Consider the following 21,651-nt stretch of genomic DNA (forward strand, 5'->3'; position numbering starts at 1 on the left):
TTCTAATGGGGGCGATTTGTTAAAATTCGCTGTGCAATCCTTTCGCCCCGCAGGGGCGACGGCTGGTGGTGCCTGCATTTCGCCCGGCGCGCCTGCCGCGAAGCGGCGGCATCGTCGGGCGAAATGCAGGCACCATCTTTCAGGGCTCCGACCCTTCGCAAGCCGGCCACGCCTTCCGCTGGCCAGAGCGAATCGGGGGGACCGGGGGGCGCGCCCGCCCCCCGGCGGTGAGGTCCAGGAGAGGCAGCGCCTCTCCTGGCCGCCGGAGGCACGCTTCCCGCTACCGCTACACGCCTTCGCGCAGCCATTCGGCGAAATCGGAGAGTTCGCCGGTCCAGCCCTGGCTCAGGCGGACATTGAGGAACTGCGTATAGAGCGCGTCGAAGAAGCCGGCGCATTTTTCGATCAGGTACATCTTTTCCAGCACCTTGGCGTCGGGGTCGTCGCCTTCTTCGGAGCGGGTTTCCGTTTTGGGGGGGCGCAGGGCGTTTAGCGTGAAGTCGTCGGCCTTGGCCACAACGGTCCAGGTTTCGCCGTCCTGTTCGAAGCGGATGAGCGCGCGGTCCACGCGTTTGCCGCTTTTGACGCCCAGGCGCGCTTCGGCGAACTGGGCATGGGGGCCGGAGACGGTGGCGGTTTCGGCTTCCTCGCCGGAGCCGCCGCGCACCGATATTTTCTGCTCCAGGTAGACGTTGACCTCGGAGCCGTCGGGCAGCTTGAAGAGCCAGCCGCTTTTTTCGCTTTTGAACCAGAGCCAGGTCAGGAAGTCCTGGCCGAGCACCGGATTTTTGGCTTCCGCCATGTTTATATCCATACGCATGCCCTCCCGGCATCGGTATGCTTTAGGTATGGTGTGCGGTTGGCTGGTCGGCCACGCGCCCTTTGCCCGGGAGCGATCCCGGCATGGCCGCGCGGCATGAGCCTCAACCCCCTATTGAAAGTTGTTGAAGGGGGTCCAGGGGGAAACTTTTTTCAAAAAGTTTCCCCCTGGCCGCCGGAGGCATCTTTTCTCTCTTCCTCTCTATCCATTTCCTCCGAACGCGCTGGGTTCGACGTGTTCGATGGCCAGGCCGCGTTCGACGCCGAGGATGCGTTCGGCGAGGAAGGCCGGGGTTTGCGGTTCGAGGTGCAGTTCGAAGGTCATGGTGAAGAGGTCTTCGAAGAGCGTTTGGACCTTGCCGTTGGTGGTGCACAGCCAGATGACGTGGTCCATGGTGTTCCAGATGGCCTCGAACACGGCCGGGATGGGCAGGGACCGGGACATGAGGTGGAGCTTGACCCGTTCGGCGATTTCTTTTTTGCGGTCCTTGGAGACGAAGTTTTTGCCTGCGGCCTGGTTGTGTTCCTTTTCCTGGTCGAGGGCGAGGCGCAGGTGTTTTTTGAGCACGGCCGGCGAGACGCGGCGCGTGTCCAGGCGCAGGGAGAAGGCGAGGTAGTGGCCTTTTTCCGGCGGCGCGGTGCGCCATTCGGTGTCCAGGTAGTCTTCGAAGGCGACCCAGCCGAAGGAGCGTTCGTCGGCGGTGCCGTCAATGTCCACGAAAGCGTATTTTTTGAGGCGGTCGGGGGCTTCCCGCAGGATGTCGTCCTTCACGTCGCCGACGATCCTGTAGCGGGTGAATCCGCCGCTGGCAGCCAAAAGTCCCAAGGCGTCCTCCTTTGCCGGCCGGTATTTCCGGCGCGGCGAGTGGGTTGTGTGGCTCAATAGATCAAATCCGGCCGGCGCGCCAGGGTCGGGGAAGCGGGGAGGGCGTCTGGGAGGATCTGTTGTTATATAAACGAGTTGGCGTACATTTTGTTGTGTTTGGCCCGCCTTATGCATGGGGAAAGGAAACGGAGGTGACGTCATGGCCGTCATCAGCTTCGCCCACACGGATGGCAGGATGCGCATCGGTTCCCACTCACGCAAGGCAATCACTCCCTCCGGGTGCAACGAGCCTTTCAAGAAGGCCTACTGGTGCCCGAAGCGGAAGTGGTTTTCCAAGGAACCATGCCCGTTTTCCAACCGCTTCGAATGCATGAGCTTCGCGCGCTTCAGCGGGGCCTTGTAGACCGGGACCCTTCATCCGGCGGGTTGCAGGAGGCCGACCGCCTTTTGCAACCGTCGCCGCCCCATGCCGCGTCCTTTCGGGCGGAACCTGCCGCCACGCCCAGTCTTTTTAATTGATCCCGCATCCGCCGCACCCCCTATCCCGCGTCATGGGCCTGACATTTTTGCCGGCCCGAAGCTGCAAAAACGTCGTTTTCCGGACCGCCCATTTTTCCCTTGAGCCTGACGTAACGTCAGGGTTTATGTTCGGCGGAAATGGAGGTGCACCCCATGTCGCTTCGCATCGGCGAACTCGCCAGGAAATCGGGACTGACCGTGCGCACCCTGCACCACTACGACGCCATCGGGCTTTTGACCCCGTCGGGCCGCAGCGACGCGGGTTATCGCCTTTATGACAGGAAGGACGTCATGCGCCTGCATGCCATCCAGGCGCTCAAGTCGTTCGGCTGTTCCCTGGCCGAGATCGGCCAGGCGTTGTCCCGGGGCAAACCGGAGCTGCCCGACATCCTGGATCGGCAGGTACGGGCCCTCGACGCCCAGGCCAGGCGGGCGATCGCGCTTAAGGACCGGCTGGCGCGGCTGCGGGAACGGATGCGCAACAAGGAAGGCACGGACGTCGACGACTGGCTGGAGGCGCTCGGGATGCTGCATGTGTATCGCCAATATTTTTCCGAGGAGGAGCTTATGCGGCTGCGACAGGGACGGGACAAGGACGCCTGGCGGGAACTGGCCGGCCGGGTCGATGCGGCCGTGTCCGCTGGGCAGGAGCCGGATGCGGCCGAGGCCCGGGAGCTGGTTCGGGACATCATTGGCCAGGCCGGCAGGACGGCCGAGGGCGATCCGGTGCTGCTGGTCAAAATGCGCGGCCTGCTCGACCGCGAGGAGCGGGTGCGGGCGACGGTGGGGTTTTCGCAGGCCGCCTTGGCCTGGATCGACGCGGCCGTGGCCGCCTATCGCCGCGACTGCCGGCCCGCCGTGCCCTCGGGTACGGCCCTGGGCGTGGCCACGCTGCGGGCGGCGCATCAGCTGCTCGACGATCCGCCGGTCTTTGTCGATCCTCTCGCCCTGGCCATGGTGGGGCCGGGGCGGGAGGCGGTCATCCGCAACGATCCGGCACGGTTCGCGGCCGGGACTCTGCCCGGGCTTCGGGCCTCGGTCGCGGTGCGCGCCCGCTGCGTCGAGGACGCCTGGGCGGCGGCCAGGGCCCGGGGATTGGGCCAATACGTGATTCTCGGGGCCGGGTTCGACACCTTCGCCTACCGCACGGCGGACCGGGACAGCCGGATTTTCGAAGTTGACCATCCCGGGACCCAGGCGAAAAAACGCCAACGGTTGGCCGAGGCGGGCATCGCCGCGCCGGAAAATCTCGTGTTCGTTCCCCTGGATTTCGAGCGGCGAACCTTGGCCGAGGCCCTGGACGCGGCCGGGTTTCGCCGGGACGAGCCGGCTTTTTTTTCCTGGCCGGGCGTCACCATGTACCTGCCCGAAGCGACGGTGCTCGAAACATTGGCCGTCCTTTCCGTGATGGTGGCGGGCTCCGAGGTTCTCTTCGACTACGCGGCCGACCCGGAGACGCTGTCCGAGGCCGAACGTAAGGGCCGCGAGGCGATCATGGACCGGGCTGCGGCCGGGGGAGAGCCGTGGAAATCCTGTTTCGAACCGGCGGACCTGGCCGACAGGCTTGCCCGGATGGGGTTCGTGGTTATCGAAGACCTTGGCGGCGCGGAACTGACGCGGCGCTATCTGGCCGGGCGGAGCGACGGCCTGCGAAAATCGGGTGTAAGCCGTATTGTGCACGTCACTATCCCCCGATCTTCCTGACGATTTTGAAAGCGGCCGGGTTGTCGCTGGCTTCCCGCGACACGCTCATGTAACCTCTCGCCTCCCGATTACGACGTGGGTGAGGCAACCGCATTTTTTCGGGTATTTTACGGGCGATTGCCTAAACGACAAGGATGTCCGTCATGCCTCTACGTACCGACGGTCGGGCCGCGCGCGGGCCCCTCAAATTGCTGGCTCTGGTCGCGCTTCTGGCGCTGGCCGCGGGGGCGCTTTGGCGCCTGGACGAAGGCTCGGGCGAGGCCAGGCCTCCGGGACCGCCGCCCGGGATGTCCATGGCGGTGACCGTGACCACGGCCGCGGCCAGGCTCGGCGACGCGCCCGTGACCCTCTCCGGCATCGGCACGGTCACGCCGCTTAGAACCGTCACGGTCAAAAGCCGGGTGGACGGCGAGCTGACCAAGGTGCTGTTCAAGGAAGGCCAGCAGGTCAAGGCCGGCGAATTGCTGGCCCAGATCGACCCGCGCCCCTTTATCGCCCAGCGCGATCAGTACGAAGGCCAGTTGGCCAAGGACACGGCCCTGCTGCAAAACGCCCGGGCCGATCTGGCGCGCTACACCAATCTGGTCCAAAAGGACATGCTGGCCGGCCAGACCAAGGACACCCAGGCGTCGCTGGTGCGCCAGTACGAGGGCGCGGTGCGCTCGGACAAGGCCCAGATCGACAACGTCAATCTCCAGATCGAGTACAGTCGCATCACGGCCCCGATTTCCGGCCGGGTGGGCCTGCGCCAGATCGACCCCGGCAACATGATCCATGCCACGGATTCCTCCGGGCTTTGCGTCATCACCCAGATGACGCCCATAAGCGTGCTGTTCACCCTGCCCGAGGACCAGCTTCCGGCCGTGCGCAAGCGCCTGCGCGCCGGGGAAAAGCTGTCCGTGGCCGCCTATGACCGCACCATGAGCGAGAAGCTGGCCGAGGGCACGCTCGAGACCACGGACAACCAGATCGACACCGCCACGGGCACGGTCAAGCTGCGGGCCATATTCCCCAATGCCGACGAGACGCTTTTTCCCAACCAGTTCGTCAACGCCGAGCTGCTCCTGGAAAAGAAGCAGGGCGTGGTCCTGCTGCCGGCTTCGGCCGTACTGCGCGGCCCCAAGGGGGCGCATGTGTTCGTGGTCGGCAAGGACAATACCGTCAGCGACCGCGCCGTGACCACGGACATGACCGTGGGCACGAACCTCGTGATCGCTTCCGGGCTCAGCGCGGGCGAGACGGTCGTGGTCGAGGGCGCGGACAGGCTGCGCGACGGCGCGAAAGTGGTCATCAAGAATCCGGGCAGCGCGGCGGCCGACAAATCATGAACCTCTCCCGCCCGTTCATCGTGCGGCCGGTCGCCACCACGCTCATCATGGTGGCGGTGATCCTGGCCGGCGCCGTCGCCTATTTCCAGCTTCCGGTCTCGGCCCTGCCCCAGGTGGATTATCCCACCATCCAGGTCCGCACGCTCTACCCCGGGGCCAGTCCCGACGTCATGGCCTCGGCGGTGACCGCGCCCCTGGAGCGCCAGTTCGGCCAGATGCCGGGGCTTACCCAGATGACCTCGGCCAGCTCCAGCGGGGCCTCGATCATCACCCTGCAATTCGCCCTGTCCCTGTCCCTGGACGTGGCCGAGCAGGAGGTGCAGGCCTCGATCAACACGGCCTCGACCCTGCTCCCCGACGACCTGCCCTCGCCGCCGGTCTACAGCAAGGTCAACCCGGCCGACGCGCCCATCCTGTCGCTGGCGCTGACCTCGGATTCCCTGCCCCTCACCGAGGTCCAGGACCTGGCCGACACGCGGCTTGCCCAGAAGATTTCCCAGCTTTCGGGCGTGGGGCTCGTGAGCGTGGCCGGCGGCCAGCGCCCGGCCGTGCGCATCGCCGCCAACCCGACGGCCCTGGCCGCCTATGGCATCACCCTGGAGGCGGTGCGCACGGCTGTTGCCGCGGCCAACGTCAACCAGGCCAAGGGCGGCTTCGACGGTCCCTACCAGTCCTCCATCCTCGGGGCCAACGACCAGCTTCTGACCAGCAAGGACTACCGGCCGCTGATCGTCTCCTACAAAAACGGCCGGCCGGTGCGTCTGTCCGACGTGGCCACGGTGACCGACGGGGCCGAGGACGTGCGGCAGGCCGCCTGGGTGAACGGCAAGCCGGCCATCGTGCTCAACATCCAGCGCCAGCCCGGGGCCAACGTCATCGCCGTGGTGGACCGGGTCAAGGCCATCCTGCCGAGCCTTCGCGCCTCGCTGCCGGCCTCCGTCGATCTCGCCACCATGGCCGACCGCACCGTGACCATCCGCGCCTCCATCGAGGACGTGCAGCTCGAACTGCTTTTGGCCGTGGTCCTGGTCGTCGGCGTCATCTTCGTCTTTTTGCGCGACGCCCGGGCCACGCTCATTCCGGCCGTGGCCGTGCCGCTGTCGCTTGTCGGCACCTTCGGCGTCATGTACCTGCTCGGCTATGGCCTGAACAACCTGACGCTCATGGCGCTGACCATCTCCACAGGCTTCGTGGTGGACGACGCCATCGTCATGATCGAAAACGTGGCCCGCCACGTGGAGGACGGGGCTTCGCCCATGCGGGCGGCCCTCGACGGGGCCGGCCAAATCGGCTTCACCATCCTGTCGCTGACCGTCTCCCTTGTGGCCGTGCTCATTCCGCTTCTTTTCATGGGCGACGTGGTGGGGCGGCTTTTCCGCGAATTCGCCGTGACCCTCGGCGTGACGATCCTTTTCTCGGCCGTGGTGTCGCTGACGCTCACCCCCATGATGTGCGGCCGCATGCTCGGCCACACCGGAGCCGGCGGCGGCCGCTTTTTCCGGGCCACCCAGGTCTTTTTCGATCGGGCCATCGCCGGCTACGGCCGCACGCTGACCGTGGTGCTGCGCCACCAGCCCCTGACCCTGCTCGTGGCCCTGGGCACGGTGGTCCTGACCGTCGTGCTCTACATCTACGTGCCCAAGGGCTTCTTCCCGGTCCAGGACACGGGCATCATCTCGGGCGTGACCGTGGCCCCGCCCACGATCTCGTTTAAGGCCATGGGCGAGCGCCAGCAGGAATTGGCCAACCTGTTCTCCAAGGACCCGGCCGTGGTGTCGGTCGCTTCCTACGTCGGGGTGGACGGGATCAATGCCAGCCTCAACACCGGCCGGTTGTCCGTTGTGCTTAAGCCCAAGGCCGATCGCGCCGCCTCGGCCTCGGCCGTGGCCAGGCGTCTCGAGGAACAGGCCCGGTCCGTTGCCGGCATCACCGTGACCCTGATGCCGGTGCAGGATTTGACCGTGGACGTGCGCACCGCCCGGGCCCAGTACCAGTACACCCTGGACACGCCGAGTTCCTCCGAGCTTTCGGTCTGGACGCCGAGGTTCGTGGCGGCGCTGTCCAAGATGCCGGCCGTGCGCAACGTCGGCAGCAACCTGGCCGAGGGCGGGCTACGCTACAATATCGACATCGACCGGGTGGCCGCCGCCCGCTACGGCATCACGCCCTCGGACGTGGACAACATCCTCTACGACGCTTTCGGCCAGCGCCAGATATCGACCATGTTCACGGAGCTCAGCCAATACAAGGTGGTGATCGGGCTCGCGACCGACATGGGGCAGGGCGCGGACGCGCTCTCGCGCATCCGTCTCCCCGGCGCGGGCGACGCCCAGGTGCCGCTTTCGGCCGTGGCCAAGGTGACCGAAGGCACGGGACCGCTGGTCATAAACAGGCAGGGCCAGTTTCCGGCCGCGACCGTAAGCTTCGACGTGGCCCCGGGGCATTCGCTCGGCGACGCCGTGAAGGCGGTCGACGCGGTCAAGGCGGAACTCGGCATGCCGGCCAGCATCGTCGGCTCGTTTCAGGGCGCGGCCAGGGCGTTCATGGATTCGCTCAAAAACGAGCCGCTTTTGATCCTCGCCGCCCTGGTCACGGTCTATATCGTGCTCGGCGTCATGTACGAGAGCTTTATCCATCCGGTGACGATCCTGTCCACGCTGCCTTCGGCCGGCATCGGCGGCTTGTGGGCCTTGCTTCTTTTTCACGAGGACCTGGGGATCATGGCCGTCATCGGCATCATCCTTCTCATCGGCATCGTGAAGAAAAACGGCATCATGATGGTGGATTTCGCGCTCTCCGCCGAGCGCGAGGAGGGCAAGTCCCCGCGCGACGCCATCTACGACGCCTGTCTGCTGCGCTTCCGGCCTATCATGATGACCACCTTTGCCGCCCTCCTCGGCGCCTTGCCCCTGGCCCTCGGCACCGGCGTCGGCTCCGAGCTGCGCCGGCCCATGGGCATCGTCATCGTCGGCGGCTTGATCGTGAGCCAGGTGTTGACCCTTTACACCACGCCCGTGATCTACCTTTTCTTCGAGCGCCTGGCCCGGCGCCGCCGCGAAACGGCGTCGCGGGAAGAGACGGTGCGCGCGTCATGACCCTTCCCGAGCTGTGCATCCGCCGCCCCGTCGGCACCACGCTTCTTACCATGGCCCTGATCCTGGCCGGGGCCATCGCGTTTCGGCTCCTGCCTGCGGCGGCTTTGCCCCAGGTGGATTTCCCCGCCATCTCGGTTTCGGCCCAACTGCCCGGGGCCGAGCCCCAGACCATGGCCACCTCGGTCGCCGCGCCGCTGGAACGCCAGTTCGCCCGTATCGCCGGCCTCAGCGAAATGACCTCCCAAAGCAGCCGGGGATCGACGCGCATCAACCTGATTTTCGACCTCGACCGCGACATCAACGGCGCGGCCCGCGATGTCCAGTCGGCGATAAACGCCGCCATGGGCTATCTTCCCTCCACGCTGCGCCAGAACCCCACCTACCGGAAGATGAACCCCGCCGACGCGCCGGTCATGGTCCTGGCGCTCACTTCGGACACGGTGTCGCGGACCAAGATGTACGACGTGGCCTCCACCGTGCTGCAGCAAAAGCTCTCCCAGGTCGACGGCGTGGGGCAGGTGTTCGTGGGCGGCGGCGCGCTGCCGGCGGTGCGGGTCAACGTCGATCCCGCCGCCCTGGCCGCCAAGGGGCTGAGCCTCGCCGACGTCAAAAGCATGCTGACCAAGACCACGGTCAACAAGCCCAAGGGCGGCATCGAGGCGGGGGATCGCTCCTACGAGGTGGAGACCAACGACCAACTCCACGAGGCCTGGCAGTACCAGCCGCTGATCCTGTCCTATAAAAACGGCGCGGCCGTGCGCCTGACCGACGTGGCCACCATCACGCCCTCGGTGGAGGACGTGCGCACGGCCGGCTTCGTCAATGGCAAGCCGTCGGTCATGGTCATCGTTTTTCGCCAGCCCGGGGCCAACATCATCGAGACGGTGGACAACGTCAAAGCGCTGATCCCCCAGCTGCGGGCCTCCCTGCCCGGCGATGTGGACATTTCGGTGGAGATGGACCGCAGCCCGCCGATCCGGGCCTCCCTGGCCGAGGTGGAGCGCACCCTGATCATCTCCTGCCTGCTGGTCATCCTGGTGGTGTTCGTGTTTCTCGGCAGCGCCCGGGCCACGCTGATCCCGGCCGTGGCCACGGTGGCCTCCCTCGTCGGCACCTTCGCGGTCATGTACCTGCTGGGCTACTCCCTGGACAACCTGTCGCTGATGGCCCTGACCATCGCCACCGGCTTCGTGGTCGACGACGCCATCGTGGTGGTGGAAAACGTGGCCCGGCACATGGAGCAGGGCATGGCCCCGCGCGCGGCCTCGCTTCTGGGCTCCAAGGAAGTGGCCTTCACCGTGGTCTCCATGAGCGTGTCCCTGGTGGCGGTTTTTATCCCGATTCTGCTCATGGGCGGCATGGTGGGCCGGCTTTTCCGCGAATTCGCCATGGTGCTTTCCATCGCCATTCTCATCTCGCTTTTGCTCTCGCTCACCTCCACCCCGACCCTGTGCGCCGTGCTGCTGCGCCCGGTCGCCAAAAAGGCTTCCGGCCGGCCGTGGCTTACGGCCCGGGCCTTTGCCTGGCTCCACCGCGGCTACGAGCGCAGCCTCGCTTTCGCCCTGTCCCACCCGAGGCTCATGCTCACGGCCACGGTGGGGGCGCTGGCCGGCGCGATCTGGCTCTACGTGGCCATCCCCAAGGGCTTTTTCCCGGAACAGGACACCGGCCGGGTCATGGGCTTCATCCAGGCCGCGCCGGACACCTCGTTCCAGGCCATGGAGAAAAAGCTGCGGACCGTGATCAAGGTCATCGGGGCCAACCCGGACGTTGCCTCGGTGACGGGCTTTACCGGGGGCGGCGGGGGACCCGGCGGCGGCGGCACCAACTCGGCCCAGATGTTCATTACGCTTCGCCCCAAAAACAAGCGTCCGCCCCTGGCCGTGACCATGGGGCGGCTGCGCAAGGCCTTGGCCGCCGTTCCCGGCACGCCGGCCTTTCTCATGCCGGCCCAGGAGCTGCGCATGGGCGGCCGGCCAGGCAAGGCGCTCTACCAGTACACGCTGCTCTCGGACAGTTATCCCGATCTGGTGGCGGCTTCGCCCAAGGTCGAGGCGGCCATGAAGAAGCTGCCCGGCCTCACCGACGTCAGCGCCGACCAGCAGGACAACGGGCTGATGACCTTTGTCGACGTCGACCGGGATACGGCCTCGCGCCTGGGCGTGACGAGCGCGGCCGTGGACGCGGCGCTCTACAGCGCCTTCGGCCAGAGCCTGGTCGGCGTGTCCTACACCGACCAGAACCAGTACCATGTGGTGCTCGAGGTCTCGCCGCGCATCTGGCAAAGCCCGGAGGGGCTGCGCAAGATCTACGTGGCCGGTACGGACGGCAAGCAGATTCCCCTGGCGTCGGTGGCCAGGTTCCGCCAGAGCGAGGCGGCGCTTTCGGTCAACCACCAGGGGCAGTTCCCGGCCGCCACCATCTCCTTCAACCTGGCCCCGGGCGTGGCCCTGTCCCAGGCGGCCCAGGCCATCGAAGCGGCGACCCGGGCGCTGCATCTGCCGTCGTCGGTGCGCGGCAGCTTCGCCGGCACGGCCGAGGCGTTCAAAAGTTCGCTGTCGACCCAGCCGCTGCTTCTGCTCGCCGCGCTCATCGCGGTCTACATCGTGCTCGGCATCCTTTACGAAAGCACCATCCACCCCCTGACCATCCTCTCGACCCTGCCCTCGGCCGGACTCGGGGCCGTGGCGGCGCTCATGGCCTTTCGCATGGACCTGACCATCATTGCCGTCATCGGCATCATCCTGCTGATCGGCATCGTGAAGAAAAACGGCATCATGCTGGTGGATTTCGCCCTTTCCGCCGAGCGCGAGCGCGACCTTTCCCCGCGCGACGCCATCTACGAAGCCTGCCTCAAGCGTTTCAGGCCCATCATGATGACCACCATGGCCGCCTTTCTGGGCGCGCTGCCCCTGGCGCTTGGCACGGGATCGGGAGCGGAACTGCGCCGGCCGCTCGGCATCGCCATCGCCGGCGGACTGCTCGTCAGCCAGGCCATGACCCTCTATACGACGCCTGTGATCTATTTGTACTTGGATAGGTTGCGCTGCTGGGGGAGGGGACCCCTTTTTGCAAAAAGGGGTCCCCTCCCCCAGACCCCCTCCCTCCCCAAAAACTCTTGATGGGGGCGTAAGGGGAGAGTCGTTTTTTTTGGGGGGGAGCGGCGTAGGGACGAGAAGCGGCGTCGAAAAAGGGGGCCGGCGGTGCGGCCCCCTTTTCGCTGTGCGGGGTGATCGTCAGACGGTAAGCGAGATGGACGGCTTGTCGCTTGTCGCCGGGGCTTCTCCGCCGGCGACCGCTGCTGCTGCGGCGGCGAGGGCCGCCGCCGCCTGGGCTTGCGCGTTGGCGGCGGCGCTTGCATCGGACGCTTGCCCCGTGTCGGCGGAAGCGCTTTCCGTGGACGTAGGCGTGGACGTGGGCGTCGCGCTTTGCGCGTCGGCGGCCTGCGTCTGGGCGGTATCGGTCGAGGCGTCCGTTGCGCCTTCTTCGCCGGCGGCGGGTTGCGTCTTGGCTTCCTGGGCCTTGGCGATCCCCTCCTCGACCATTTCCTGGAGATCGTCGAAGACTTCCTTGAAGGAAGTGCCCAGGCTTTGCAGCATCGAGGCGGTGCGCAGGCCGGGTTTGTTCCAGAAGGCCGCCTTGTTCACTTTATCCATCGTCGATTCCATTTCCGACTCCAGGGAGCTGTTCATGGAATTCTGGAGGGACAGCCGGGAGGACGTGCCGGCCATGTAGGCATCGAGGTAGGACGCGTCCGCGGCGGTGCTTTTCCCGACATCGTTTAGCGACAGGATATCCTGGCTTTTGGTATAGCCCGCGCTGGAGATCGCCACGGAATCGTTTTGCAGCGTGGAGAGCAGGCTCGATGTCGCGCCGGACGGCGACGTCGCGTCGCCGGCGGTGAGCGACCCTTGCTGTTTTTCCTGAAATTGCGAGAGATAATCAGCCAATTTGCTGCCCATCCCGGAAATTCCAGTCGTACCCATTTGGTTCCCTCCTGCCGTTACTCTCCTATCGTCTTTTATGTGGGAAACTTTACGTTATATTTGGAATCATCGTCTCGTTGCCTCGCATCCCCTTATTTTAATGGCGATAGTTTTCGAAAAAACAGCCCGCTTTTTCGGGTCCACGCATGCGCGCATAGCGTGAGGGCATATCGCAGAGGCGCTGCCCGCAACACCTGCTCCCCCCGCCGATCCCGTCAACAGTTTTTGAAGGGGGTCCAGGGGGAAACTTTTTTCAAAAAGTTTCCCCCTGGCCGCCGGAGGGCTCCTTCTCCTCCCCCAACAGCGCGAACGTCAGTTCGTGCTTGTTGTGGGAAAGGTGGAGCAGGCGGGAGCCGGGGATGGCGCGGAATTTGTCCAGCAGGGCGGAATCGGTTTCGCCTTGCAGTTTGACCGTCAGCACGAAGCGGCGGCATTCGCCCAGTTCCAGCCAGCGCGAGAGCCATTCGTAGAGTCGGTCGGGGTAGCAGATCACGTCGGAAAAGAGCCAGTCCACGGCCCCGGCGTGGCGCGGATCGAGGCCGAAGGCGCTGCCCTGGCACCAGGAGACCAGCGGGTGATGGGCCACGTGCGGCGCGAGCGGCGCTTTGTCGATGCAGAAAACCCGCGCCCCGAGGTCCGCCAGGACGTAATCCCAGCCGCCGGGGCTGCCGCCCATGTCCAGGCACAGTTCCCCCGGCGCGGGGCGCACGCCCGTTCGCGTGAAAAATTCCCACAGCTTGAGATAGGCCCGGCTCGGCGGCCCTTCCTTGTCCTCGACGAAGCGGTATTCCCCGGCCGGCACGGGTTCGCTGGTCGCGGGCGAGGCCAGAAGCAGGTTTTCCTCCCAGAGGGTGAACGCGCCAAGGGGCGCGGTGGGAAGCGGCGCGCCGAAAACGAGGGGCTTTGCCGCCACCTTGGGCAGCTTCTCGGCGACAAGCGCCGCCCGGCGGAAATGGCCCGAGGGGACCAGCGCCCAGTTGCGCTGGATGGCTTTGAGCTTTTTGGCCGCGTCGCCGATGGACTCCACGGGGATAAAGACCGGCTCGGTCCAGACGTTGGCGGCGAAGGCGGCCTGCCTGGCCGGGCCGTCGGCTGTGACCAGCGGATCGCGCACGGCGGTGACGGCGTCGCCGAGTTCGGCGACAAGCTCGGGCAGAAGGCCCGGGGCGGCATGGTAGACGGCAAAGGACATGGGGTGGCACCGGATAAGGGATTTGAAGGCCAAATATCATAGGCCGCCGGCCGGCGCGAGGCAAGCCGGGGAAAGACGTCGGATTTTGGGGCGGACGCATTCCGGGCCGCGCGGGCTCACGTCCTCGCGCGGACGATGGCGAGGCGCATGGCGGCCGCGCGGGGTCAGGAGGCGTCGGCCGGAGCGATGGCGAAAAATTCCGTCAGGCGCAGCACGGAAATAAGCTTGCGGATGGCCGGGCTGGGGTCGGCCACGCTGAAGGCCTTGCCCTTGTCCTGGCACAGGCGGCGAATGCCGATGAGAAGGCCCACGCCGGAGCTGTCCATGAAGTCCACCCGGCGCATGTTGCACACGACCTCGGGCTTTTGCGTGGCGTCGATAAGGAGCGTCAGCTCGGCTTTGAGGTTGGCGGCCAGGTCCATGACGATTTCGCCGGAAAGGCGGATGACCAACGCCTGATCGGTTTCCGTATAAAGGGGCTTTTCCATGGGGAATCTCCCTGGGATGCGGCCGCGACGCGCGTTCCCCTTTGGCGGCGTCTGCCGCGCGCCGCGAAAATCCATGTGGCGCACGGCGTTGGGGACGCGGATGGTGTTCGGATGACGCTTACGGGTTGTGCTTAGGGCAATCATCATCCTTAGGCAAGCCCGCTCCTTCCGCCTGGGCCGCGGCCAGACGCCCCAGGGTGGTCAGCGCCTCGTCCACGACCGGCGTCCAGACATTGCCGTAGCTTAGGCGCAAGAAACGGCTGAACTGGTCGCAGCTGGAAAAGATGTTGCCCGGGGCCACGCCGATGCCTTTGGCCTTGGCCTCGTAGAAGAGGGCGATGGAGTCCACGGCCTCGGGGAGCTGGACCCACAACACCGTGCCGCCGCCGGGATGGGTGACCCGCGTTCCCGGCGGGAAGCTGCGCAGGATACGTTCCTCCATGATGCGGGCCTGCCGTTCGAGCACGGCCCGGATCTTGCGCAGGTGGCGCTCGAAGCCGCCCTGGGAAAGGTATTCGGCCACGGCGATCTGGGTGGGCGTGGCGCAGCAGACGTTGGTGGTGGCCTTTATCTCGAAGGCCTTGGCCGCATAGCGCCCGGGGAGCAGGTAGCCGACACGAAAACCCGGGGCCAGGGTCTTGGAAAACGACGAGCAGTGAAGCACGTAGCCTTCGGTGTCGGAGGAGGCCAGGCAGCGCGGCCGGCCGCCGTCGAAATACAGGTCGCCGTAGACGTCGTCCTCGATGACCGGCACCCCCCGGGCGGTGAGCATGGCCGTCATTTCGGCCTTGGCCGGGTCGGGGATGCGCGCGCCGTCGGGATTGTTGAAATTGGGGGTGAGGATCACGACCTTGATGTCGAAGCGGTCCAGCGCCGCGGCCAGGTCGGCCGGGCGCACGCCGCCGTCGGGATGGGAGGGCAGCTCCACGGCCCGCAGGCCGAAATTCTCCAGCAACTGGAGGAAGCAGTAATAGGAGGGGGCGGCGATGGCCACGTTGTCGCCCGGCCGGGTGACCGAGCGCAGGGCGATGTACAGCGCCTCCATGGCCCCGGAGGTGATCATGATGTCCTCGGGCCGCGCCTCGATGCCGGCCTCGACCAGACGCCAGGCGATCTGGCGGCGAAGTCCCAGATTCCCGAACACGCCCTCGTAGCCCACCACCGACTCGCCGCCGGCCGTCGCCACCTTGGCCAGAAGCCGGGACAGCTGGCGCGTGGGCAAAAGCGATTCGTCGGTCTGGGCCACATTGAGGGGCACCATGTCGCGCCGGCCCATGCCGCCGAGCACCTCCCGGATGAGCGCTCCCCGGTTGATGGCCGTGGGCGGCTTGGCCGGCAGGCGCGACGGCCGGGGAGCGGGCGGGCGGTCCGGCCGGGAGCGCACGAAGAATCCCGATTTGGGCCGTGCCTCCACCACGCCGCGTCGTTCGAGGGCCATGTAGGCCTGGTTGACCGTGGACACGCTGACGCCAAGTCGGGTCCCCAGGGCGCGCAGGGACGGAATGCGTTCGCCGGGGAGCAGCTCCCCGGATTCGATGCGCTCCAGGATATGGCGCTCCACGCTGACGTAGCGGAAGATGCCGTCGTCGGTCTGGGGCAGGGGCATGGCGTTTCCTTTTTTTGTGATCTGTTATGCCTATTTTTTCTTTGAACTGTATCTGTCATGGTAACAGACGTTCTGGTCTAAGGGAAGGGCGCCGGCGGCGGTTCCGCCGGGTCTAACCTGAGGAGGACGCCATGTTCGCGGATCGCATCAAGGAAGACAGACAGCTTGCGGCGGCCCGACCGGGGCTTTTGGACGCCTGGATTTCCCGCTTTCGGGACAACCGGTTCGTGCGGGTGGCGGCCGAGGCCGGGGAACGGCTTTTCACGCCGGGGCGGCAGCTCACCGCACGCCTGGGCCAGGGCAAATATCTGAGCCTCTCGGGCACGCGGTTTTGCCGGGTGGAATGCCGGCGCGGCGCGGTCTGGGTGACGGCGGCGGGCGACGGCCGGGACAGGGTGCTGACCCCAGGGCAGCGGGCGAGCTATTCCCGGGGCGGCAAGGTGGTGGTTTCCGGGCGGGGCGACGCGTCGGAAGTGCGGGTGTGCTGGGACTGACGCCTTTCGTCGGCGAGGCGCAACGCGGTTGCCGCCGGATCGTGTTGCCGGGCTTGGCGCAACCTGCTATCGCCAGGACAGCAAGGAGCCTGCCGCATGGAAGAAAGCTGTCCGATCGCCCCCATCGACACGTCCATTCCGGTTCTCGGGCCGGCCAAGATTCCTTCGCCGCTGCCTTATTGCCGCTTCGCCGACGACAGCCGCGCCAGGATGGAGCTCGACGCCAGCGAATTCGGCTCGGGCTCGGGGCCGTGCTTCGCCGATTTCGAGCTGGCCGGGCCGCGCAGCCGCATTTATTATGATTCGTCCAAGGTCAAGGCGGCCATCGTCACCTGCGGCGGACTGTGCCCGGGCTTAAACGACGTCATCCGGGCCATCGTCATGGAGGCCCACCACAACTACCACGTGGCCGGCGTGCTCGGCATCCGTTTCGGCCTGCAAGGCTTCATCGAATCCTACGGCCACGAGCCCGTGGAACTGACTTCGGCCAACGTGGCCGACATCCACCAGTTCGGCGGCACCACCCTGGGCTCGAGCCGAGGCCCCCAGCGTCCCGAGGATATCGCCGACGCCCTGGAGCGCCTCAACATCGCCATGCTTTTCGTCATCGGCGGCGACGGGTCCATGAAGGCGGCCCGGCGCATCCAGGAGGAAATCAGCCGGCGCGGTTCGAAAATCAGCATCATCGGCGTGCCCAAGACCATCGACAACGACATCAACCTCGTCACCCAGTCCTTCGGCTTCGACACGGCCGTGGAGAAGGCCGCCAAGGCCATCCGTTGCGCCCATACCGAGGCCATCGGAGCCCTAAACGGCGTGGGCCTGGTCAAGCTCATGGGCCGGGAATCCGGGTTTATCGCCGCCCAGGCGACGCTCGCGCTCAAGGAAGTCAACTACGTGCTGGTGCCGGAATACCCCTTTGCCCTGGAGGGGGAGCATGGGCTCTTGCCGTCCCTGGAGAGTCGTCTGGCCCGGCGCGGTCACGCCGTGATCGTCGTGGCCGAGGGCGCCGGGCAGGACCTGCTCCCGGACACGGGGCTGCGTGACGCCTCGGGCAACCCGGTGCTCGGCGACATCGCCGAATTCCTTTCCGGCAGGATCGAGTCGTATTTCCGCGACCGCGACATCCCCATGACGCTCAAATTCATCGACCCGAGCTATATCGTCCGGTCGGTCCCGGCCAATGCCAACGACCGGGTCTACTGCGGCTTTCTGGGGCAAAACGCGGTGCACGCGGCCATGGCCGGCAAGACGGGGATGGTGGTGTCCAAGCTCTACGGCCGCTACGTCCACCTGCCCCTCGACCTCGTGACGCTGCGGCGCAAGAAGCTCAACATCGCCTCGGACTACTGGCGCTCGGTGATCGAATCCACAGGCCAGTACACGGTGACGCCCTTCATCGACGACCCCGCCATTTTCTGCGCCAGGTAATTGGGGGGAAGAGAGAAGAGTGTGCGAGAGGGGAACCCTTTTTGAAAAAAGGGTTCCCCTCTCGCGCTCTCCCCTCCCAAAAACTTTCAACGGTTACAGACGCTGTGACGGTAATTGTCTGTAACTATTAAAAGTCTTTTGGAGGGGGGGTCCGGGGGGACCCTTTTCTTCAGAAAAGGGTCCCCCCGGGAAGTCTCTTTCCTCTCCCCCTATCCCCTATTCCCTCTCCCAGGCCGTTAGGGCGCGCAGGGCGAATTCGAGGAGCTCGTCCACGGGGCGTTCGGGCAGGCTGGCGTGGGCGCAGGCCAGGTAGAGCGGTTCGCGTTCGGCCAGGGTGGCGGTGATTTCCTCGCGCAGCCCGAGCTGCGTCAATTTGGGGCGTTGTTCCTCGTTTAAGTCGGCCATGAGCCGTTCGGCCAGGCGCTCCGGATCTGCCTGGAGGTAGAAGACCAGCCCCTTGCCCAGCAGGTCGCGGTTTTCCGGCAGCAGGACGACGCCGCCGCCCGTGGCCACCACCTGTCCCGTTTGCCCGGCGGTTTCGGCCAGGATGGCGGCTTCGGCCTTGCGGAAGGCGTCCCAGCCGTCGCGGCCGACCATGTCGGCGATGGTTTCCCCGTATTTTTCGCAAAATGCCGCGTCGAGGTCGGTAAACGGCCGTTCGAGGCGTTCGGCCAGGCGTTTGCCCAGGGTGGTTTTGCCCGAGGCCCGGGGGCCGATGAGGTAGATGTTGCGGTCGTCGGCAAGGGGCATTGGCGGCCTCCGTGAAGGATGCTGGCGGGAAAAATGGTCCGCCGCGCCCGGGAAATAGCGTTCCGGGGCCTTTCTGTCGAGCCGGGGTGTAACCGAAGGCCTCTTTGCCGCGCCAAAGACGGCAGTGCGGGCTTCTGTCCGCGCCATCGAGGAGGGACTTGCGGCATGGACGGGGTGACGGGTGCGGCCTCGGCCCACAGCCGGTCGTGCTGACGGCTGGCGGGCATGGGACAATTTCTGACGAAACTCGAGGGGATCGACGACGGCTCCCTGGCCGCCGCCGCCGCCCAAGGGGATCAGCGGGCGTTCGCGGTCCTGGTGTCCCGGCACCAGCCCGGCGTCCTGCATCTCGTCTCGCGCTTTTGCGACGACCCCGACGGCATGGAGGATCTTGCCCAGGAGATCTTCGTCAAAGCCTACCTGAATCTGGGAACGCTGCGCAACGGAGCGGTTTTTCGCGGCTGGCTGCACCGTATCGCAGCCAACACCTGCATCGACTGGTTGCGGCGGCGCAAATCCGACGTGGATATGGTGGCCGGGATCGAGGAATCGCTGCCCGACGAGCGCGACCAGGCCAGGATCGAGGCCCGCGACGCAAGGCGTCGGCTCAAGGCGGCCATGGCCGTGCTTGGTCCCAAGGACCGGCTGCTGGTGGCGCTTTTGGGACTCGAGGGAAAAAGCGTGGAAGAAGTGGCGGGCATGACCGGCATGACCCAGGTCAACGTCAAGGTTCGGGCCTTTCGCGCCCGGCGCAAGCTCAAGGCCTACCTGGAAGAGAAGGAACATGATTGAGCGGCCGGGGCGCGGCCGACCGATCATTCGTTGCGCAGATACGGCCAGGCCTTGCCCGCCAGGGCGCGCCACAGGCCGGCCATGCCGAGGGTCAGCGTGACTCCCGCCGCCGTGGCGACCGTCAGGAGCGCCGGCACGGCGAAGAAGCGAAACGGCAGGTCCATGAAAAAGGCCACAAAAGCCCAGGCCAGTCCGCCGCCGATCGCCAGGGCCATGCACCCGGCCAACGTCCCGAGCAGGGCGTTTTCCCCCAGAAAGACCGCCAGAATATCCCGCCGCTTCGCGCCGCAGGCCTTGTAGATGGCCGCTTCGTAGGTTTTGCGCCGCATGCCCACGGCCATGGTCTGCAACAGCACCAGCATGCCGATGCATAAGGTGGTTCCGGCCGCGACGGTCACGGCGGCCGCGACCTTGTCCGCCACGCCCAGCACCGCGTTTAAGGCGTCGCCGGTGCCGATGGCGGTCACGTTGGCGAAGCGCCCGGTCACGGCATTGAAAAGCGCCTCGGCCGGATCGCCGGAAGCCTTGTTGTCCACATAGGCTGTGGCCAGCCAGGTCATGGGAATGCCGTCGAGCGCCCCGGGCGAGAAGACGAAGACATAGTTGATGCCGAGCGACAGCCAGTTGATGCGTCGCAGGCTCGCCACCGTGGCCGTGATCTCGCGGCCGAGCGCGTTGACGGTCACCGTGTCGCCCAGGGAAAGCCCCAGCCCGGCGGCGATTTTTTCATCCACCGACACGAGCGGCGGCCCGGCATAGTCCTTTGGCCACCAGCTCCCGGCCACGATGCGCGTGCCCTCGGGCATGGTCGCGGCATAGGTGAGTCCGCGATCGCCCTGCACCGCCCAGCGGGCGTCCGGGTCCACGCGGGCCTCGGCCACGGGCGCGCCGCGCAGTTCGGCGATGCGTCCCCGGGCCATGGGCGAGGTCTCGACGCGGCTGACGCCCGGCACGGACCGGGCTGTTTGCAAAAACGACGGCAGCTGGTCCGGCTGGATGTCCACGAAGAAAAAGGCCGGGGCCGTGCGGGGAATGTCTTCGGTGAAGGCGGCGCGAAAATTGGCTTCCACCAGAATCATGGCGCACAGGGTGGAAAGACCGAGTCCGAGCGCCGCCAGCACCCGGCCCACCTGGTTGTCCGGCCGGGATATGGCGCGAAGGGCCAGTCCCCGGATTCCGGGGCGGCGCGGGATGCGTCCGGCCAGAAAGACCGCCAGTCCGGCGAAAAGCCAGAACAGGGCCGTTGCCGCCACGGCCGCCACGACGAACCCGAGCCCCAGCCGCCGGTCCGGGGTGGACACGACGGCCAGGGCGAAAAGCCCGGCCAGGCACAAAAGGCCCGGCAGACGGGCGGTGAGTCCGAGGCGCGGGCGGTCCGGGGCGTCGTAGCCGCGAAAAAGGAGCAGGGGCGGCACGCGGCCGGCGGCGGCCAGCTGGGGCAGGGAAAAGGCCAGGGCGGTCAGCGCTCCGCAGCCTCCGGCCAGGGCCAGCGCGCCGGGATAGGGGCCGGGCGGAAAGCGCACGGGCACGAGCGCGCCGAGCAGCGGGCCGAGCGCGACCGGAACCAGGGCCCCGACAAGCAGGCCCACGGCGATGCCGCAGGCGGCTTGCCCCGCGATCACGAGCAGATAGGTGGTCACGACCAGACGGCGGGGCGCGCCCAGGCATTTCATGGCCGCGATGGAGGCCGTGCGGCCGTCGAGATAGCCGGAGACGGCCTGGGAGATGCCGATGCCGCCCAAAAGCAGCGCGGCCAGGCCGACCAGGGCGGTGACGGCGGCCAGCCGGTCCATGAAGCGCGTGAGCCCGGGCTGGGCCGCGGCGGCGTCGCGCAGCCGCCAACCGGCCATGGGGAATTCCCGGCGCAGGGCGGCCATGGCGCTTTTGGCGGATTCCCCGGCCGGGAGACGGAGGCGGTAAAAGTGGCGGGTGAGGCTTCCCGGGCCGTCCAGGCCGGCGGCATGCAGGCTGGACGCGGCCACGAGCAGGGGCGGCCCCAGGGCGGTCAGGCCGCCGGCGGCGTCGGGCGTGCGTTCGAGCACGGCCCGCACGGCATAGGCCGCATCGGCCACAAGGATCGTGTCCCCGACTTTGAGGCGAAGGCGTGAGAGCAGTTCCGGCGCGACGACCGCGCCGGGCCGCCCGTCGCGTACGGCCAAGGCCGAGGCCAGGGGCATGGGCGGGCGCAATTCCACGCTCCCATAGAGCGGATACGCCCCGTCCACGGCCCGCAGGGTGGCGAGCGTCCGGGCGGCCGGGCCGGCCGCCGTCTCGCGCCGGGCCATGATCTGCATGGACACGAGGTGGGAGACGCGTCCCAGCCGGGAAAGCGCGGCCCGCTCTTCGGCGGTCGCCGGCCGTTGGGACAGGGCCGCTTCCAGGTCGCCGCCCAGAAGCGACGCCGCGTCCTCGGCCAGCCCGGCCTGGTAGGAGGCGGCCAGGCTTTTGACCCCGGCCACGGCGGCGACACCCAGGGCCAGACAGGCCAGAAAAATGCCGAATCCCCGGAAACCGGCCCGCAATTCCCGTCCCGCCAGACGAAAGGCCAGCCCTATCTCTTTGGGAAAACGCATATCTCAGTCCTATTTGGAACAGTACGGCAAATTGCGGAGGTGGTCCAC

The 21,651-nt window shown here is 66.7% G+C and carries 16 protein-coding genes; 8 read left to right on the top strand and 8 right to left on the bottom strand.

Annotation, left to right across the window (positions count from 1 at the left end; all coding sequences use genetic code 11):
* Positions 1–286 precede the first annotated feature (286 nt).
* Positions 287–814, bottom strand: a complete 528-nt coding sequence (locus DESFRDRAFT_RS16025) for a hypothetical protein (RefSeq protein ID WP_005995653.1) — start codon at positions 812–814, stop codon at positions 287–289.
* A gap of 207 nt (positions 815–1,021) precedes the next feature.
* The gene (locus tag DESFRDRAFT_RS16030) at positions 1,022–1,645 is read right to left on the bottom strand and encodes a hypothetical protein (RefSeq protein ID WP_005995656.1); all 624 of its coding nucleotides are present in this window, start codon (positions 1,643–1,645) and stop codon (positions 1,022–1,024) included.
* A gap of 199 nt (positions 1,646–1,844) precedes the next feature.
* Here DESFRDRAFT_RS16030 and DESFRDRAFT_RS16035 point away from each other — a divergent pair, with 199 nt between their 5' ends.
* The 5 genes from DESFRDRAFT_RS16035 (at position 1,845) to DESFRDRAFT_RS16055 (ending at position 11,413) form a co-directional block, all read left to right on the top strand.
* A complete protein-coding gene (locus tag DESFRDRAFT_RS16035) occupies positions 1,845–2,048 on the top strand; it encodes a hypothetical protein (RefSeq protein ID WP_005995658.1) in 204 nt (67 codons plus the stop codon).
* Positions 2,049–2,317: 269 nt separating this feature from the next.
* On the top strand, positions 2,318–3,868 hold the full coding sequence (locus tag DESFRDRAFT_RS16040; RefSeq protein WP_005995660.1) for an SAM-dependent methyltransferase: 1,551 nt from the start codon (positions 2,318–2,320) through the stop codon (positions 3,866–3,868).
* 143 nt (positions 3,869–4,011) lie between these two features.
* A complete protein-coding gene (locus DESFRDRAFT_RS16045; RefSeq protein ID WP_005995662.1) occupies positions 4,012–5,196 on the top strand; it encodes an MdtA/MuxA family multidrug efflux RND transporter periplasmic adaptor subunit in 1,185 nt (394 codons plus the stop codon).
* On the top strand, positions 5,193–8,291 hold the full coding sequence (locus DESFRDRAFT_RS16050) for a multidrug efflux RND transporter permease subunit (protein WP_005995664.1): 3,099 nt from the start codon (positions 5,193–5,195) through the stop codon (positions 8,289–8,291). Before DESFRDRAFT_RS16045 ends, DESFRDRAFT_RS16050 begins: the two co-directional genes overlap by 4 nt.
* On the top strand, positions 8,288–11,413 hold the full coding sequence (locus DESFRDRAFT_RS16055; RefSeq protein ID WP_005995666.1) for an efflux RND transporter permease subunit: 3,126 nt from the start codon (positions 8,288–8,290) through the stop codon (positions 11,411–11,413). The genes DESFRDRAFT_RS16050 and DESFRDRAFT_RS16055 overlap by 4 nt, the downstream gene beginning before the upstream one ends.
* Before the next feature lie 114 nt (positions 11,414–11,527).
* On the opposite strand, the gene DESFRDRAFT_RS20850 is transcribed toward DESFRDRAFT_RS16055, so the two are convergent.
* From DESFRDRAFT_RS20850 to DESFRDRAFT_RS16075, 4 genes are all read right to left on the bottom strand, one after another.
* Positions 11,528–12,277 (bottom strand): hypothetical protein, encoded by a 750-nt coding sequence (locus tag DESFRDRAFT_RS20850; protein ID WP_005995668.1) that lies wholly within the window; start codon positions 12,275–12,277, stop codon positions 11,528–11,530.
* Between the two features lie 253 nt (positions 12,278–12,530).
* Positions 12,531–13,469, bottom strand: coding sequence for an SAM-dependent methyltransferase (locus tag DESFRDRAFT_RS16065; protein ID WP_005995670.1), 939 nt, complete (start codon positions 13,467–13,469; stop codon positions 12,531–12,533).
* Positions 13,470–13,633: 164 nt separating this feature from the next.
* A complete protein-coding gene (locus DESFRDRAFT_RS16070) occupies positions 13,634–13,957 on the bottom strand; it encodes an STAS domain-containing protein (RefSeq protein WP_005995672.1) in 324 nt (107 codons plus the stop codon).
* Positions 13,958–14,075: 118 nt separating this feature from the next.
* A complete protein-coding gene (locus DESFRDRAFT_RS16075) occupies positions 14,076–15,563 on the bottom strand; it encodes an aminotransferase-like domain-containing protein (RefSeq protein WP_005995675.1) in 1,488 nt (495 codons plus the stop codon).
* Positions 15,564–15,694: 131 nt separating this feature from the next.
* Between DESFRDRAFT_RS16075 and DESFRDRAFT_RS16080 the strand changes: the two genes are divergently transcribed.
* Positions 15,695–16,057 (top strand): DUF2917 domain-containing protein, encoded by a 363-nt coding sequence (locus DESFRDRAFT_RS16080; protein WP_005995677.1) that lies wholly within the window; start codon positions 15,695–15,697, stop codon positions 16,055–16,057.
* A 96-nt stretch (positions 16,058–16,153) separates the two neighbouring features.
* Positions 16,154–17,488 (top strand): ATP-dependent 6-phosphofructokinase, encoded by a 1,335-nt coding sequence (locus DESFRDRAFT_RS16085; protein ID WP_005995680.1) that lies wholly within the window; start codon positions 16,154–16,156, stop codon positions 17,486–17,488.
* 216 nt (positions 17,489–17,704) lie between these two features.
* Here DESFRDRAFT_RS16085 and DESFRDRAFT_RS16090 read toward each other — a convergent pair whose 3' ends face one another.
* Positions 17,705–18,238, bottom strand: coding sequence for a shikimate kinase (locus DESFRDRAFT_RS16090; protein WP_005995681.1), 534 nt, complete (start codon positions 18,236–18,238; stop codon positions 17,705–17,707).
* 225 nt (positions 18,239–18,463) lie between these two features.
* Between DESFRDRAFT_RS16090 and DESFRDRAFT_RS16095 the strand changes: the two genes are divergently transcribed.
* Positions 18,464–19,030: an RNA polymerase sigma factor gene (locus DESFRDRAFT_RS16095; protein WP_005995683.1), complete on the top strand. Its 567-nt coding sequence runs from the start codon at positions 18,464–18,466 to the stop codon at positions 19,028–19,030.
* 23 nt (positions 19,031–19,053) lie between these two features.
* Here the strand turns inward: DESFRDRAFT_RS16095 and DESFRDRAFT_RS16100 are convergent, their stop codons facing one another.
* Entirely contained in the window at positions 19,054–21,603 is a 2,550-nt protein-coding gene (locus DESFRDRAFT_RS16100) for an ABC transporter permease (RefSeq protein WP_005995684.1), read from the bottom strand.
* Between the last annotated feature and the right edge of the window lie 48 nt (positions 21,604–21,651).

Source organism: Solidesulfovibrio fructosivorans JJ] (assembly GCF_000179555.1).
GTDB lineage: Bacteria > Desulfobacterota > Desulfovibrionia > Desulfovibrionales > Desulfovibrionaceae > Solidesulfovibrio > Solidesulfovibrio fructosivorans.